At 62.6% G+C, this 14,405-nt stretch carries 14 protein-coding genes; 2 read left to right on the top strand and 12 right to left on the bottom strand.

Annotation, left to right across the window (positions count from 1 at the left end; translation table 11 throughout):
- Window positions 1-385: 385 nt before the first annotated feature.
- The 4 genes from MKD38_RS28355 to czcI form a co-directional block, all read right to left on the bottom strand.
- The gene (locus tag MKD38_RS28355; protein WP_012354839.1) at window positions 386-3,553 is read right to left on the bottom strand and encodes an efflux RND transporter permease subunit; all 3,168 of its coding nucleotides are present in this window, start codon (window positions 3,551-3,553) and stop codon (window positions 386-388) included.
- Window positions 3,554-3,567: 14 nt separating this feature from the next.
- The gene (locus tag MKD38_RS28350) at window positions 3,568-5,148 is read right to left on the bottom strand and encodes an efflux RND transporter periplasmic adaptor subunit (RefSeq protein ID WP_012354840.1); all 1,581 of its coding nucleotides are present in this window, start codon (window positions 5,146-5,148) and stop codon (window positions 3,568-3,570) included.
- Between the two features lie 15 nt (window positions 5,149-5,163).
- Window positions 5,164-6,420 (bottom strand): TolC family protein, encoded by a 1,257-nt coding sequence (locus tag MKD38_RS28345; protein WP_012354841.1) that lies wholly within the window; start codon window positions 6,418-6,420, stop codon window positions 5,164-5,166.
- Between the two features lie 72 nt (window positions 6,421-6,492).
- A complete protein-coding gene (gene czcI, locus MKD38_RS31165) occupies window positions 6,493-6,822 on the bottom strand; it encodes a cation efflux protein, CzcI family (protein WP_342918382.1) in 330 nt (109 codons plus the stop codon).
- A gap of 465 nt (window positions 6,823-7,287) precedes the next feature.
- Here czcI and MKD38_RS28335 point away from each other — a divergent pair, with 465 nt between their 5' ends.
- Window positions 7,288-8,280 carry a cation diffusion facilitator family transporter gene (locus MKD38_RS28335; protein ID WP_012354843.1) on the top strand — a complete coding sequence of 331 codons (993 nt, stop codon included), beginning with the start codon at window positions 7,288-7,290 and terminating at the stop codon, window positions 8,278-8,280.
- A gap of 223 nt (window positions 8,281-8,503) precedes the next feature.
- Here the strand turns inward: MKD38_RS28335 and MKD38_RS28330 are convergent, their stop codons facing one another.
- The 8 genes from MKD38_RS28330 to MKD38_RS28295 are packed head-to-tail and all read right to left on the bottom strand — an operon-like array spanning window position 8,504 to window position 13,825.
- Complete coding sequence (locus MKD38_RS28330) at window positions 8,504-9,697, bottom strand: MFS transporter (protein ID WP_012354844.1); 1,194 nt, start codon at window positions 9,695-9,697, stop codon at window positions 8,504-8,506.
- A 17-nt stretch (window positions 9,698-9,714) separates the two neighbouring features.
- Complete coding sequence (gene arsH / locus MKD38_RS28325; protein ID WP_012354845.1) at window positions 9,715-10,479, bottom strand: arsenical resistance protein ArsH; 765 nt, start codon at window positions 10,477-10,479, stop codon at window positions 9,715-9,717.
- The gene (gene arsC, locus MKD38_RS28320; RefSeq protein WP_012354846.1) at window positions 10,476-10,898 is read right to left on the bottom strand and encodes an arsenate reductase (glutaredoxin); all 423 of its coding nucleotides are present in this window, start codon (window positions 10,896-10,898) and stop codon (window positions 10,476-10,478) included. Before arsC ends, arsH begins: the two co-directional genes overlap by 4 nt.
- A 9-nt stretch (window positions 10,899-10,907) precedes the next feature.
- The gene (gene arsB / locus MKD38_RS28315; protein WP_012354847.1) at window positions 10,908-11,984 is read right to left on the bottom strand and encodes an ACR3 family arsenite efflux transporter; all 1,077 of its coding nucleotides are present in this window, start codon (window positions 11,982-11,984) and stop codon (window positions 10,908-10,910) included.
- 2 nt (window positions 11,985-11,986) lie between these two features.
- Window positions 11,987-12,481, bottom strand: a complete 495-nt coding sequence (locus tag MKD38_RS28310; protein WP_012354848.1) for an arsenate reductase ArsC — start codon at window positions 12,479-12,481, stop codon at window positions 11,987-11,989.
- 31 nt (window positions 12,482-12,512) lie between these two features.
- A complete protein-coding gene (locus MKD38_RS28305) occupies window positions 12,513-13,007 on the bottom strand; it encodes an arsenate reductase ArsC (protein WP_012354849.1) in 495 nt (164 codons plus the stop codon).
- A 9-nt stretch (window positions 13,008-13,016) separates the two neighbouring features.
- Window positions 13,017-13,499, bottom strand: coding sequence for an ArsI/CadI family heavy metal resistance metalloenzyme (locus MKD38_RS28300; RefSeq protein WP_012354850.1), 483 nt, complete (start codon window positions 13,497-13,499; stop codon window positions 13,017-13,019).
- Window positions 13,496-13,825, bottom strand: a complete 330-nt coding sequence (locus tag MKD38_RS28295; RefSeq protein WP_012354851.1) for an ArsR/SmtB family transcription factor — start codon at window positions 13,823-13,825, stop codon at window positions 13,496-13,498. The genes MKD38_RS28300 and MKD38_RS28295 overlap by 4 nt, the downstream gene beginning before the upstream one ends.
- 138 nt (window positions 13,826-13,963) lie before the next feature.
- On the opposite strand from MKD38_RS28295, the gene MKD38_RS28290 reads away from it, so the two are divergent.
- Window positions 13,964-14,332 carry a DUF2188 domain-containing protein gene (locus MKD38_RS28290; protein ID WP_116311654.1) on the top strand — a complete coding sequence of 123 codons (369 nt, stop codon included), beginning with the start codon at window positions 13,964-13,966 and terminating at the stop codon, window positions 14,330-14,332.
- Window positions 14,333-14,405: the final 73 nt, after the last annotated feature.

The following is a 14,405-nucleotide window of genomic DNA, read 5'->3' as shown; positions in this document are numbered from 1 at the left end:
TTGACTTTGTCATCGGCCCATGACGCCAACGAAGAAAGGCGGCAAAGGCGCCGAATAGCAATAGCAGCCCGACCGTCAAGACACCGATGGTGACCGCTACCTCATTGGAAACGTGATTGTGGTTCATGGGACGCTATTCCCCTTGCGAAGCGGCAAAACGCACAGGTCGACCCTCAATCCAAGACGCTTCCGAGGGCCATTTCGCGAAGCAACTCGCCTTTTGATCCGTATAACGCTTTAAATCAAAAGGCGATCGGCGTCACCATTGCTCCGTGCCCGCCTCAGCGCACCCCGGTGAACCCGTGGTGGTGGAAGGTTGGGCGCGCGTGACAGAATATTCTGAAGCCGGGCCCGGATGCCGGAACCCGGCTTAGTCACGGCCAGATCAGGCCGGCTGTCTGCCAGGCACTTCGACCACGGCCGCCTCCTCTTCATCGCGGCGATGGACATAGCGATAGAGGGCCGGCAGGACCAGCAGGGTCAGTGCCGTGGAAGACAGGATGCCGCCGATCACCACGGTGGCCAGCGGCCGCTGCACCTCCGCCCCCGTTCCCGTCGCGATTGCCATGGGCACGAAGCCCAGCGAAGCTACCAGCGCCGTCATCAGCACCGGGCGCAGGCGCGTGATGGCACCGACCCGCACCGCCTCGTCCAGCTCCCGGCCTTCCTCGCGCAGCGTGCGGATGAAGGAGAGCATCACCAGGCCATTGAGCACCGCCACGCCGGACAGGGCGATGAAGCCCACTGCCGCCGAGATAGATAGCGGAATCCCGCGCAGCCATAGCGACAGGATGCCGCCGGTCAGCGCGAACGGAATGCCCGTGAAGACGAGCAGGCCGTCCTTGAGATTGCCGAACATCGTAAACAGCAGCAGGAAGACCAGCAGCAGCGCGACCGGCACCACGACCTTCAGCCGCGACGTGGCGGACTGAAGTTGCTCGAAGGTGCCACCCCACGTGGTCCAGTAGCCGGCAGGGATCTGCACCTGCGATGCGATCTTGTCTTCCGCCTCGGCGACGAAAGAGCCGATATCACGTCCGCGTACGTTGGCGCTGATCACCACACGCCGCTTGCCGTTCTCGCGACTGATCTGGTTCGGACCCGGTGCCATGTCAAAGCTTGCCAGCTCGCCGAGTGGCACGTAAGAAGTGGCCTGCGAGGCGACCTCCTTGGGCAACGGCACCGGCAGGCGCTTGAGTGCCTCGATGTCCTGCCGCACCTCGTCTGGCAGCCGGACCAGGATATCGAAGCGGCGGTCCCCTTCGAACAGCAGTCCGGCTTCCCGGCCGCCGATGGCGGTGGAGATCGTCTCCTGCACTTCCGACAGGCTGATGCCATAGCGCGATACCTTCTGGCGGTCGATGTTGATGGTCAGCATCGGCAGGCCGGTAGTCTGCTCCACCTTGACCGATTCGGCGCCGGCCACGCCCTGCAGGGCCTTGGCGATGCCGGCTGCGGCCTTGTTCAACTGGTCCATGTCGTCGCCGAACAGCTTGACGGCCACGTCGCTGCGCACGCCGGAAAGCAGCTCGTTGAATCGCATCTGGATCGGCTGGGTGAACTCATAGTTGTTGCCCGGCACCTTGCTCACGATCTCCTGGATGGCGGCGAGCACCTCGGCCTGGCTGCGGCGCGGGCTCGGCCACTGGTCGGCCGGCTTGAGCATGACAAAGGTATCCGCGACGTTGGGCGGCATGGGATCGGTGGCAATCTCGGCCGTGCCGATCTTGGCGAAGACGCGCTCCACCTCGGGTACCTTCCGGATGTGCTTTTCCAGCTCGCCCTGCATTGCAACCGCCTGGCTCAGGCTGGTGCCGGGGATGCGCAGGGCATGCACGGCGATATCGCCCTCGTTGAGGTTCGGGATGAACTCCGTGCCAAGCCGGCTGGCCACGGCTACGGAGAACAGGACCAGGACCGCGGCGAAGACGGCGACGATCGACGTATTGCGCAGCGCGGCGTCCAGGGCCGGCTCATATTTCTTCCTGGCCCACGCCATCAGCCGGTTCTCCTTCTCGGAGATCCGGTCGCCCATGAAGAGCGCCACGGCCGCGGGAATGAAGGTGACCGACAGGATCATCGCTCCCAACAATGCCAGCACCACCGTGAAGGCCATCGGGTGGAACATCTTGCCTTCCACGCCGCTGAGCGCAAAGATGGGCAGGTACACGATCATGATGATCAGCTGACCGAAGATCAGGGCCCGGCGGGCTTCCTTCGATGCATTGAACACTTCGTGGAAACGTTCGGTCCGGGTCAGCGGCCTGCCATGCAGGGACTGGGCATGCGCCAGGCGCCGCACGCAGTTCTCGACGATGACGACGGCGCCGTCGACGATGATGCCGAAATCGAGCGCGCCCAGGCTCATCAGGTTGGCACTGACCTTGTAGCTCACCATGCCGGTAAAGGTGAACAGCATGGACAGCGGGATGACCAGGGCCGTGATGACGGCCGCCCGCATATTGCCGAGGAAGAGGAACAGCACCGCAATCACCAGGATGGCGCCTTCCAGCAGGTTCTTCTTCACCGTGGCAATGGCCTTGTCCACCAGCGTGGTCCGGTCGTACACCGGTACTGCCTTGACGCCGGCCGGCAGGGTCTTGTTGATCGCGGCGATCTTCTTGTCGACGGCCTGGGAGACCGCGCGGCTGTTCTCGCCGATCAGCATGAAGACCGTGCCCAACACCACTTCCTGGCCGTTCTCGGTCGCCGCACCGGTGCGTAGTTCCTTGCCGATGGCGACATCGGCCACATCCCGGATGCGAATCGGGATGCCTTTATTGGCACCGATGACCACATCACCGATATCCTCGATCGAGCGGACCTGGCCCGGCGCGCGCACCAGGTACTGCTCGCCGCGGCGCTCGATGTAGCCGGCGCCGACATTCATGTTGTTCTTGTCGAGCGCCGCCACCAGCTCGGCCAGGGACAGGCCGTAGCTCGACAACCGCTCCAGGCTGGGTGCTACCACGTACTCCTTGGCGTATCCACCGATGGTGTTGATCTCGGTGACGCCCGGCACGGTGCGCAGCTGCGGCTTGATGACCCAGTCCTGGATCTCGCGCAGGTCGGTAGGCGTATAGGGCTTGCCATCCGGTTTTTTTGCGCCCTCGGTGGCTTCGACCGTCCACATGTAGATCTCGCCGAGGCCGGTGGAAATCGGGCCCATCGTCGGTGTCAGGCCGACCGGCAGGGATTCGCGCGCTTCCTGGATGCGCTGGTTGACCAGCTGCCGCGCAAAGTAGATATCGGTGCCATCCTTGAAGATGACGGTGACCTGGGACAGGCCATAGCGCGACAGCGAGCGGGTCTGTTCCAGCCCGGGCAAGCCCGCCATCGCGGTCTCGATCGGGAAGGTGATGCGCTGCTCCGCCTCGAGCGGCGAATAACCGGGCGCGGCCGTGTTGACCTGTACCTGGACGTTGGTGATATCGGGTACGGCATCGATCGGCAGGCGGGTGTAGTTGTACACGCCCAGCGCGGCCATGCCGAGCACGACCAGCAGCACCAGCCAGCGCTGCTCAATGGCAAAGCGAATGATACGTTCGAACATGCTGGTCTCCGGTATCAGTGCGCGTGTTCCGCGCCCGCCTTGCCGAGTTCGGCCTTGAGCAGGAACGAGTTGGTCGCGGCGTACTTCATGCCGGCGCGCATGCCCTCTCGGATCTCGGTCCGTTTGCCGTCCGAGTGCCCGAGCTTGACCGGTTGCGGCAAGAATCCGCCCGGCACCGCCACGAACACGACGGGCTCATCGCGCACCGTCTGGATCGCTTCCGTAGTCACGGTCACCGGTGCTTCGGCGACGCCAGCCGTCAGCGAAACGGTTACGAACAGGCCGGGACGCCAGCCCATCTTGGGATTGTTCAGGGTCACGCGCGCGCGCGCCGTGCGGGTCTGCTCGCCCAGCAAGGCGCCGACATAGGAAACCTTGCCTTGCGCCTTCTCCTCGAAGGCCGTCGAAGAGATCGTCACCTGTTCGCCAACGCGGACATTGCCAAGGTCCTTGGGGGAGATGACAAACTCGGCCCACACCGTGCTCAGGTCCGAGATGGTGAAAACATTGGCGTCTTCCTTCACGGCCTCGCCCAACGCCAGATGCTTTTCCACGATCACGCCGTCGAACGGCGCGCGCAGCTCGAACCGGTTCAGGCCCTTGGACGCAGCCGAAGCGCCGATGGCACTCAGCTTCTGGCCGGCGTTACGCACCGCGATCTCCGCTTCCTGCAGCGCGGTCCTGGCCTGCAGGTAGTCCTGCTCGGCGGAAATCCGCTCTTCCCAGAGCTTCTTCTCACGCTGGTAGGTGGTCTTGGCCAGTGCAAGACGCTGCTGGGCCGCGAGCAGTTCGCTGCGCTGCTCGGAGAGCTGCGTGCTCGCGATCACGGCCAGCACTTCGCCCTTCTTCACGGTCTGGCCCAGGGATGCCGGCACGGCCTCGGCCACGCCCGCCAGGCGCGGCACCACGTGGGCGGTGCGGTCCTCGTTGAAGCGGATCTCGCCCGGGAACTGCAGGGTCGAGGCAATCTGCGCCGGGCCGGCTGCCTGGATCGCGACGTTCGATGACTTGAGCTGGCTCTCGCTCAGGCGAACGACATCCTCGTCCTTGTTGAGTGCGACGGTCAGCTGAGCACCAGCGGCGCGTACCACGATATCGGCCTGGAAGACATGGGGCTCGCCGATGGCGGTGGTACTTTCCAGATAGCCGTCCTTGGCGACGAACGCCAACGCTTCGGTCTCGCCCGTGGGACGCTTGAGTGTGCCCGTCGCCGCAAGGTCTTTTGCAGCGATAGCCTTGTCCTTGCGCGTGCCCCACAGCCGGAGGCGAGCGTCGTCGCCATCTTCGGCGAGGAGGGTTTCAATGGTCAGGTCCTTCTCGGTCTGCAACTGGCCGCCGTGAGGCCCCTTCGGGCCGGCTTCATGATGCTCTTCGTCGGCATGGCCCTCGGCGTGGTCGTGTCCTGCCTCCTTGCCGCCGTCGTGGTGTTCCGCGTCCGCGTGGCCCTTGGCCTCCGCATGGTCGCCATGGCTGTGCCCATGTTCGTCCGCGCCACTGCCGGACTGGCCGCTCGTCAACAGTACGCCTCCGGTTGCCAGCGCACCAATGACGACGATTGCCGCGATGATGGACTTTTGCTTGGTAGTAATTGACATGCTGCGGTAGTCCCTTTAGCGACCGAGGATGCGGTCAATGTTCGTGGCGGCCTCGTAGGTGCGGGCCAGTACGCCGAGATAACGGATGCGGGCCTGGAACAGGGTGCGTTGGGCGTCCAGTACGTCCAGGAAGTTGAACTTGCCGGCTTCGAATCCCTTGGTGGCCGCGTCGTACGCCTGCTGGGCCCCGGGCAACACGGTCGTCTTCAGCGCCTGGGCGGAAGCCCGTGACACCGACAGCTGGTTTGAAGCCTGTTGCAGGGCGTTGTTCAGGCGGATCTGGCTGGCAAGGTACTCGTCCTGCGCCTTGTCGGCGCGGCGGATGGCCTCGTAGAGATTGCCCTGGTTCCGGTCAAACAGCGGCAACGGGATGGCGACGCCAAGTACGGCCATGTTCCGGTTGGCTTCGTTGTCACGCTTGGCGCCGACACTGAGCGTCAGGTCCGGGTATTGGCGGCTGCGCTCGACCCCGACCAGTGCCTGTCGTCGGTCCAGTTCCAGCCGGTTTGCCAGCAGGGCCGGCGACCTTTCGAGTTCCGCGCGCAGCAAGTCCGGCGCCGGTCGCGTCGGCAGGGCATCGAGGTCACCGACCGCCTCCGTGAATTGCGGGCTGGCGTTCCCCCACAAGGTGGCAAGCGCCTGCCGTGCCGTCTGCAGTTCCGCGGTGGCCTCGGCGACTTCCAGTTCGGCGTTGGCCTGTTCGACACGCGCCTTGGTCTCATCGACTGGCGAGATCTTGCCCGCGGCCACACGCCGGGCAGCGGCCTGGGCACCCTTGGCGGCGATGTCCGCCGAGCCGGTCGCGAGCTTGACCCGCTCCTGCGCAATCAGGACACCGAAGAAGGCCGCGATGACCGATGCGCGCAGGTCGGCGCGGAGACTGCTCAACTGCGCCTGGGCGACGTCCCGCCCGCGTTCGGCGGCCGCAATTCGGGCCGAGCGCTTGCCGCCGAGTTCTAGCGGAATGTTGACCTGTCCGGTCGTGGTGCGCGTCGCCTTGCGCGTGTCTTCCATGACCGCGGCGATTTCCGGGTTGGGAATCACCCGCGACTGCATGATCGCGCCTTCGTTTGCGTCGACCTCCTTGGCCGCCGCGGACAGTGAGAAGTTGCCAGCTGCCGCCAGGGCGAGGGCGGTCTCGAGCGTCAGCGGCCCAGCGTCATCGCGCTGCGCTGCAACGGCACCGGTGGTGGCAGGCAGGGCCTGGCCGAGGGTAAGAGTAGGGCTGAGCGCGCATGCCGCCAGCCCGAGCTGCAGGAAAAGTCTTCGCATCGAATTGCACCACGGAAAGTACCAGGGGAATTCGGCGAGACGAGGATCGTCAGGAAGAGATCGTCTCGCCGGTCAGGCGAGACGGGGCCATTGGGGGCGGTCCGGCGCCCTGGCGTTGTGCGAGGTGAAATGCGCCTGCACGACGACTGGCGCCATTTCGACACGCTGCAGGGATTCCAGGCCAGGATTGGCGGCCCAGGCGAACGGCACGGATGCCATGTGGCAGACGCCACAGTCACTATGTATACCCGTTTTGTTCTGCTTTTCGACCTGTTCAAGGTCCGACTGGCCCTGGTGCTGATGCTCGTGGTGCCCGAAGTGCCAGATGCCCGGCACCGTTGCCTCATGCTGGCAATACGCTGCCGCACCGGCCCAGGCAAACTGGAACGGCAAGACAAGCATGAGGAAGATCAGGAACAACCGGCGCATCGGGGGAGCGGGCTTGGAGACGACGCAAGTTTACCCGAAAACCGCCCCGTCGCTTGTGACGACTTCATTACGTGTGTGTCAGAAAATGACGGCGCACGCCGCTCTGCAGGAGGCAGCCTGCCCTGCGCTCCGCCCCTTGGCAACTGGATCGCCCGTAAGCAAGAATGGGAAAACTTACCGGTGCTGGTCTAGTCGGGGCCGCCGATTCTGTCCACGAATGGCCTACCGCAGCGCCCACAAGGTAGGTGCGGTTCTTGCGTCCTGTTGAAAGGGAATCTGCTTTTCGATGGATCATTATCGCTAGTGGCAACCCGGCCAAGATCCGACCTCGGAATACCCTCGCCCTGCGAGTGGCTCGCGCAAAGACGGCAGGTGATTATGCAGTATGCCGGGTCCGTGATTTTGAAAACAACCGGTGAACGCGCAGAGGAGTGCAGGATGGGCACGGGGCACAATCATAGTCACGCGACGCGCAACGAGCGCGCCTTAAAGGTGGCGCTCGGTCTGACGTCGGCGTTTCTATTGACGGAACTCATCGGGGGCGTACTGACCCAGAGCCTGGCACTCATTTCAGACGCTGCCCACATGTTCACTGATGCAGCGGCGCTCGCAATCGGGCTGGCTGCGATTCAGATCGCCAAGCGTCCGGCGGATGCGCGAAGGACCTTTGGATACTATCGCTTCGAAATTCTGGCTGCAGCATTTAACGCCGTCATGCTGCTTGGCGTAGCACTGTACATTTTGTATGAAGCGTATCGCCGCCTGAGCGATCCTCCGGAAGTGCAATCTTTGGGGATGCTTGCGATTGCCACGGTAGGTCTCGTGATCAATCTAATCAGTATGCGCATGCTTTCTGCCGGAAAGGAGCAGAGTCTGAATATCAAGGGCGCCTACCTTGAGGTTTGGAGCGACTTGCTTGGTTCCCTCGGCGTCATTGCCGGCGCTCTGATTATTTGGCTGACCGGATGGGGATGGGTCGATTCGGCGGTCGCAGTGCTCATCGGACTCTGGGTGCTGCCAAGGACCTGGGTGCTCTTGAAATCGAGTCTCAACATTCTATTGGAAGGGGTTCCGGAAGATATCGAACTCGATGAAGTAAAACAAGTGCTGCTTTCAGTTCAAGGGGTGCACAGCCTTCACGATCTGCATATCTGGGCGCTATCGAGCGGGAAAATCAGTCTAACCGTCCACCTGGTGATTCCACCCGAAACTGATGTGGAACGCAAGATTCTACCTACCGTACGCGAGCTCCTTGCCGAGCGATTCGACATCACCCATATCGCGATCCAATGCGAGCCGACACCCTGTCCTCAGGCGGAAGCCTCGTTCCATTTGGTGGCCGCATCGGACGAGCACGCTGATGCCTCAATCAACAGTAATCACAGTGACCTTGGGCGCCCGCGGGCGGGACAAGCGCATCGAGAACTTTAGCGCCATGGCGGATGCCGTGATCGCGACTTGCGTCCTATGCGACACTCGGTGCTTATTTGGTTTTTGCAAATCTTCAGTAATCGCTTCCATCACCCGCGCAGGCTCGCCCGCCGACGCAAACAGCGGCGCGCTTGCATTTGGGAGAGTGGGCGTCCGCTCTGGCCGGTGCGAAGCCCTGCGAGGCTTTCCCGTTCAGTCGTCGCGCCGAGCAGTCCTGCCAAGTTCAAACCACTTTGGCGACGGACTGCTCCACTTGCTGAATTGCCATGAGAACGACGATGGCTCCTACACCGAGTGCCGACGACAGCCAAAGTGCCTTGGCGTCGAACGCATCAAGGCAAATGCCGAACAGCCATGGCGCCAATGCCTGGGCGACGCGCGCGGGGACCATCAATACACCTTGGCGGTGCCCGTAGCCGCTGGGTCCGAAGATGACCAAAGGCAGTGTTCCTTTAGCGATGGTCAGGATACCGTTGCCAGCGCCATGCAATACGCCGAACAATGCGGCCGCGGGTGCGCCTACGAGTCCAAAGGCCAACGCACCGATAGGGTGTAATGCTGCCGCTATGCGCGCGGAGAGCAAGGGATGGATCTTTCTCAGAAGCCCGAACTCAAGGATTCTTGCCCCGACCTGCGCAGGACCGATCAAGGCACCGACCATCACGGCCGTTGCCACAGTCGCGCCCCCGGCCTGCAGGAGGCGTGGCAAGTGTGCAGCCATCGCGGTGCTGATGAACCAGGTCGCCGCGAACACGAAAGCCAACGCATACGAAGCGAACCGCTGCTTGTCGCGCTCTGCCACGCTTGAAGGATCGCGCTTCGCCGGCACAACCTTATCTTGCTTCGCATCTTCGGAGACAAGTCTCTGCGGCGTGCTGGCATTCAGCAACAAGCCGAGTGTCAGGTGTAATCCCGCCCACGCAAGACATGCCCCGCGCCATCCGATGTGGGCTTCCATGAAGGTCGACAAGGGCCAACCGACCGTACTGGCAAGGCCTGCAATCAGCGTAATACCGGTGATGGCGCCCCGAGAGCGGTTGCCGTATAGGACCACAAGCGTGGCGAATGCGGCTTCATATAGCCCTGCGCCCATCCCCACACCCAGGACCAGCCAGGCAACAAAAAGGCCCATTGCGCCCTGTGCGAAGCCGAGCCCAGTCAGGCCGAGCGCAAACACAATGCTGGTGGCAACCAGCACAGAGCGGCCGCCCGACCGATCGATCATTCTGCCTGCATACGATCCAATTACTGCCGACACGATAAGCGCGGCGCCAAATGCTGCAAACACCGTCGAGGTGGAGACGCCGAGATCCGTCGCCATTGGCGTCGCCAGCATGGCCGGCAGGTAGTAGGTGGATCCCCACGCGAGTGTCTGGGCGATTCCCAGCCTCGCAATCACGCCGGTGCTCGGCTCCATAGCCATTCCTTGGCTTGTTACTCGACTTCGCCGCTGTCGGTATCGCTGACCTGAGCCTCCTGCTCCTGACTCATCGCGGCCGCAACGAGCGTCGTGGCAGTCGCCGGCGCCGCCTCCTTGCGCTCGCTGTAGCGGTCTGTCAGGTAGTCGCTGCGATCGCGCACGAGCAGCGTGAACTTGTATAGCTCCTCCATGACGTCGACCACGCGGTCATAGTAGGAGGATGACCTCATGCGGCCGTTCGCGTCGAACTCCTGGTACGCCTTGGCGACCGACGACTGGTTGGGGATCGTCACCATGCGCATCCAGCGCCCCAGCACGCGCAGAGCATTGACGGCATTGAAAGATTGCGAGCCACCGCAAACCTGCATCACAGCAAGCGTGCGTCCCTGGGTCGGGCGAATCCCGCCCATCTCCAGTGGCAGCCAGTCGATCTGGTTCTTGAAGATCGCGGTCAGCGTGCCATGCCGCTCGGGACTGCACCACACCTGGCCTTCGGACCACTCCGAGAGCTTGCGCAGTTCGGCCACCTTGGGATGGTCGGCAGGGACGCTGTCGCAGATCGGCAGGCCATGCGGGTCAAACACGCGAGTCTGCGCACCGAAGTGCTGCAGGATCCGTTCGGCTTCCTTAACGAGCAGGCGACTGTACGAGGTCTCGCGCAGTGAGCCGTAGAGCAACAGGATGCGCGGTGGGTGGGCATTGACGTGTGCCGGCTCCAGTTTGTGCAGGTCCGGGGTGTCGAGCACAGCCGGGAGGATGTTGGGCAGATCACTTGTCATGGCACCCTCCGTCCTTGCTCGTCGATCACGACCTCGCCATCTTCCTTGGTGAATGCGGCTTGTTGTGGCGAGGGCAGGATGTCGAGTACGACTTCCGAGGGCCGGCACAGCCGCACGCCCAGCTCGGTGATAACAAAGGGCCGGTTGATCAGGATCGGCTGGGCAAGCATCGCATCGAGCAACTGGTCATCCGTCAGCGCCGGATCGGACAGGCCCAGTTCGGCGTAGGGCGTGCCTTTCTCGCGGATGGCCTGGCGCACCGTGAGGCCGGCAAGCCGGATCATCTGCTGCAGCGTCTGCCGGTCCGGCGGCGTATTCAGATATTCGATGACATTCGGCTCGACGCCCGCATTGCGAATCATGGCCAGCGCATTGCGTGACGTACCGCACGCAGGGTTGTGATAGATCGTTACCGACATGCCAACTCCTTAATGTGCCTTCGCCTCATACCAGTGCTGGGACCGGTTGACGATGCTGACGACCAGCAGCATGACCGGCACCTCGATGAGCACCCCTACGACCGTGGCCAGCGCCGCTCCCGACTGGAAGCCAAAGAGGCTGATCGCGGTGGCGACCGCGAGTTCGAAGAAATTGCTGGCGCCGATCAGGCTGGACGGACCCGCCACGCAATGGGCCACGCCAAACTTGCGGTTCAGCAGGTAGGCCAGCCCCGAGTTGAAGAAGACCTGGATCAGGATCGGCACCGCGAGCAGCGCGATCACCAGCGGCTGGTCGATAATGGCCTTGTCCTGGAATGCAAACAAGAGAATCAGCGTAAGAAGCAGCGCGGTGATGGAGTAGGGCCCCAGTCGCTGCACGACACGCTGGAAGTAGGCAACGCCGTGGCCCAGCAACATCTTGCGCAGCAGTTGCGAGATGATGACCGGCACGACGATGTACAGGGCCACCGACGTGAGCAGGGTGTGCCAAGGGACAGTGATCGACGACAGGCCCAGCAGCAGCGCCACCACCGGCGCGAAGGCAACGACCATGATGGCGTCGTTCAGGGCGACCTGGGACAGCGTGAAGTACGGATCGCCCTTGCAAAGCTGGCTCCAGACAAAGACCATGGCCGTGCATGGCGCGGCGGCCAGAAGTATGAGGCCGGCCACATAGCTGTCCAGCTGGTCGGCAGGCAACAGCGGCGCGAAAAGGTGGCGCACAAAGATCCAACCGAGCAGCGCCATGGAGAACGGCTTGACCGCCCAGTTGATGAACAGCGTCACGCCGATGCCTCGCCAGTGCGATTTCACCTGGCCCAGTGCGCCAAAGTCAATCTTGATCAGCATGGGGATGATCATCACCCAGATCAGGATGCCCACTGGCAGATTGACCTGTGCGTATTCCATCCGTCCGATCGCCTGGAAGACATCCGGCAGCATTTGCCCCAGTGCGATACCAGCGACAATGCACAGCGCGACCCAGACGGTCAGATAGCGCTCGAAAAAGCTGATGGCAGGTTTGGCAGCGGGCTGGCTGGTGGCTGCTACGTTTTGGCTACTCATGTTCAGTTCCCCGCCAGACGCTGCAGCGTCCCCTGCAACTCGGCGTTGCTCATGTCCTCGATCGGGAGCAGCAGCAGTTGCAGCATCCGGTAGGCGATCGCCTGCCGGGTCAGCTCGAATGCCTGGCGCTTCTTCTCATCGCCGCCTTCCGCATTGGACGGGTCAGGGTAGCCCCAGTGCACCTTCACCGGGCTACCCGGCCAGTACGGACATTCTTCCTCGGCCGCGCTGTCGCACACCGTGATGACAACGCGCATCTGCGGCGCATCGGGGTTGACGAATTCATCCCAGCTCTTGCTGCGGAAATCGCCGACCTCGACGCCGGCGTTTGCCAGCACCTCGATCGCGAACGGGTTGATACGTCCGCTCGGGGAGCTTCCGGCGCTGTAGGCACGCACATCCCGACCGAACTGCCTGGCCAGGTGATTGAGCATGCCTTCGCTCAGAACGCTACGGGCGGAGTTGTGGGTACAGAGGATCAGTACGTTGGTCGTCATGGGGGCAAAAACTAGTTCTATTGGGAGCGCTTCAGCGCGTGCCGATGTCCCGGATGGCCTTCTGAAGCGCGATGGCGTCAAGCTTCGGCAGGGGCAGGGACAGGAACAGTTCAATACGACGCTTGAGCGAAATGACTGCGTCGTTGATGGCCTGCTGCTTCTGGGCGTCGGTGCCCTCGCAGGCGGCCGGGTCGGGGACGCCCCAATGTGCTGTCATGGGCTGGCCAGGCCAGATCGGGCAGACTTCTCCCGCGGCCTTGTCGCAGACCGTGAAGACGAAATCGAGTGTTGGTGCGCCGTCTCGGGAGAACTCATCCCAGCTCTTGCTGCGAAACCCGTTGGTCTCCATGCCGTGGCGCGCCAGCGCTGCCAGTGCGAGGGGATTGACGACACCCGTGGGGTGACTACCAGCCGAGTAGGCGCAAAAGCGCCCCTGGCCCAAATGATTCATCAGACCTTCTGACAGAATCGAGCGGGCCGAATTGCCAGTGCAGATGAAGAGGACGTGGTAGGTTTTTTCGCTCATGACGCGCCCTCAGCAGCAAGACGGCGTGGCATTGACGGCGATGCCGATCGGCTTCCCCTTCGGAGCACGCGGCGCGCAACAGGCCGATTCCTGACCGTCCGCATCGGGCTTTCGGGATTCTGCGTACACGGGCACATCGCCGAGGGTGTGGAAGTGCTCCCACGCGATGCCCTGCGGGTCCGTCAGCCAGTACTTGTCGCTACGCGCATAGCAGCACGTGGTTTCGCCTTCGTCTTGCATCGCCATGTCCGCGGCTTGGGCCCGCTGCTTCAGCTCCGCGAGTTCTGCGGCGTCGTCAGTCTGGAAGCCCAGGTGGTCAACCCCGGTTTCTGCGCCGCGCGCCGAGATGGCAAAATTCACACGGGGGTCTTCAAGCATCCATTTCGCGTAGTCGTCCTTCACCACCGACGGTTCGGCCGCGAAGAGCGCTGAATAGTAGCGAATGCTCGCAGACAGGTCTGCGACGCTGACATGTACGTGGAAGCGTTTCATGATCGGGACTCGACGGAACAGGTGGACACAGGGGAGCACGGATTGCCGCTGCAGCAGTTCTCCGTGAGGTAACCCAGCAAGGCGTTCATGGTTTCGAAATGAGCCATGTAGATGATCGAGCGGCCGGCCTGCTGGCTGGACAGCAAGCCAGCGCGGTGCAGTTCCTTCAGGTGGAACGACAACGATGACGCCGGCATTTCCATCAGTTCGGCAATCCGGCCAGCCGGCAGCCCGGCGGGCCCGGCTTGCACGAGCATCCGGAAGACAGACAGGCGTATCGGATGCGCGAGCGCGGCAAGCGATTCAAGGGCGTGATTGGTTTCCATCATTCGAATATAGTCGAATGATGGAAACCAATCAAGTGAAGTTTATGTGATGCGTTGCCTCGAATCTATGTGTCCATTAGGCAGTATGCGACCGAGGACACGTCCCGCCAGATCGGTCTCCGCCATGGCGCTGGGTGTATGAATCCACAATCACTCATGCGCGCGCGCTGTCCGAACTCAGGAGCCTATTCCTATGTGCGGATGCACTCATTGTTAGTCGCCGCAGCACAGGCACTGTTCGTCCATCGGTCTACAACTGAAGAAAAAGCGCAGGAGGGCGAGATCATGTCCACACGTGATATTCACGTATTCCACGAAATTGCCGGCTGGGCGCTATACGTTGAAGGCCAACGCGACGCGATTAGCCACTATACAACCCAGCAGAAGGCCGTTGCCGCCGGGACGGCCAAAGCGCAACGTGAACACGTTGATATTTTCGTCCACCCATGCCATGAGAGAAGAGGCACGTGGATTCGCCACATCCACGATTTGCGCGATACCGATTAGTGATCCGGCGGGTGGGGCCGACCACCGGAAGGCTGACGTGCTTCCTCGGTGGGAATTTCCGATCCCGCAGTTC

It is taken from the genome of Cupriavidus sp. WGlv3 (assembly GCF_023952475.1).
Taxonomy (GTDB): Bacteria; Pseudomonadota; Gammaproteobacteria; order Burkholderiales; family Burkholderiaceae; genus Cupriavidus; species Cupriavidus phytorum.
The sequence above is the reverse complement of the archived record's forward strand: the minus strand, read 5'-3'. Positions and strand labels throughout refer to the sequence as shown.

What these genes read in the sequence shown, in the direction of transcription:
- MKD38_RS28355 (WP_012354839.1), bottom strand. Translation starts at nt 3,553, where the DNA reads ATGTTCGAACGTATCATTCGCTTTGCCATTGAGCAGCGCTGGCTGGTG.
- MKD38_RS28350 (WP_012354840.1), bottom strand. Translation starts at nt 5,148, where the DNA reads ATGTCAATTACTACCAAGCAAAAGTCCATCATCGCGGCAATCGTCGTC.
- MKD38_RS28345 (WP_012354841.1), bottom strand. Translation starts at nt 6,420, where the DNA reads ATGCGAAGACTTTTCCTGCAGCTCGGGCTGGCGGCATGCGCGCTCAGC.
- czcI (WP_342918382.1), bottom strand. Translation starts at nt 6,822, where the DNA reads ATGCTTGTCTTGCCGTTCCAGTTTGCCTGGGCCGGTGCGGCAGCGTAT.
- MKD38_RS28335 (WP_012354843.1), top strand. Translation starts at nt 7,288, where the DNA reads ATGGGCACGGGGCACAATCATAGTCACGCGACGCGCAACGAGCGCGCC.
- MKD38_RS28330 (WP_012354844.1), bottom strand. Translation starts at nt 9,697, where the DNA reads ATGGAGCCGAGCACCGGCGTGATTGCGAGGCTGGGAATCGCCCAGACA.
- arsH (WP_012354845.1), bottom strand. Translation starts at nt 10,479, where the DNA reads ATGACAAGTGATCTGCCCAACATCCTCCCGGCTGTGCTCGACACCCCG.
- arsC (WP_012354846.1), bottom strand. Translation starts at nt 10,898, where the DNA reads ATGTCGGTAACGATCTATCACAACCCTGCGTGCGGTACGTCACGCAAT.
- arsB (WP_012354847.1), bottom strand. Translation starts at nt 11,984, where the DNA reads ATGAGTAGCCAAAACGTAGCAGCCACCAGCCAGCCCGCTGCCAAACCT.
- MKD38_RS28310 (WP_012354848.1), bottom strand. Translation starts at nt 12,481, where the DNA reads ATGACGACCAACGTACTGATCCTCTGTACCCACAACTCCGCCCGTAGC.
- MKD38_RS28305 (WP_012354849.1), bottom strand. Translation starts at nt 13,007, where the DNA reads ATGAGCGAAAAAACCTACCACGTCCTCTTCATCTGCACTGGCAATTCG.
- MKD38_RS28300 (WP_012354850.1), bottom strand. Translation starts at nt 13,499, where the DNA reads ATGAAACGCTTCCACGTACATGTCAGCGTCGCAGACCTGTCTGCGAGC.
- MKD38_RS28295 (WP_012354851.1), bottom strand. Translation starts at nt 13,825, where the DNA reads ATGGAAACCAATCACGCCCTTGAATCGCTTGCCGCGCTCGCGCATCCG.
- MKD38_RS28290 (WP_116311654.1), top strand. Translation starts at nt 13,964, where the DNA reads ATGAATCCACAATCACTCATGCGCGCGCGCTGTCCGAACTCAGGAGCC.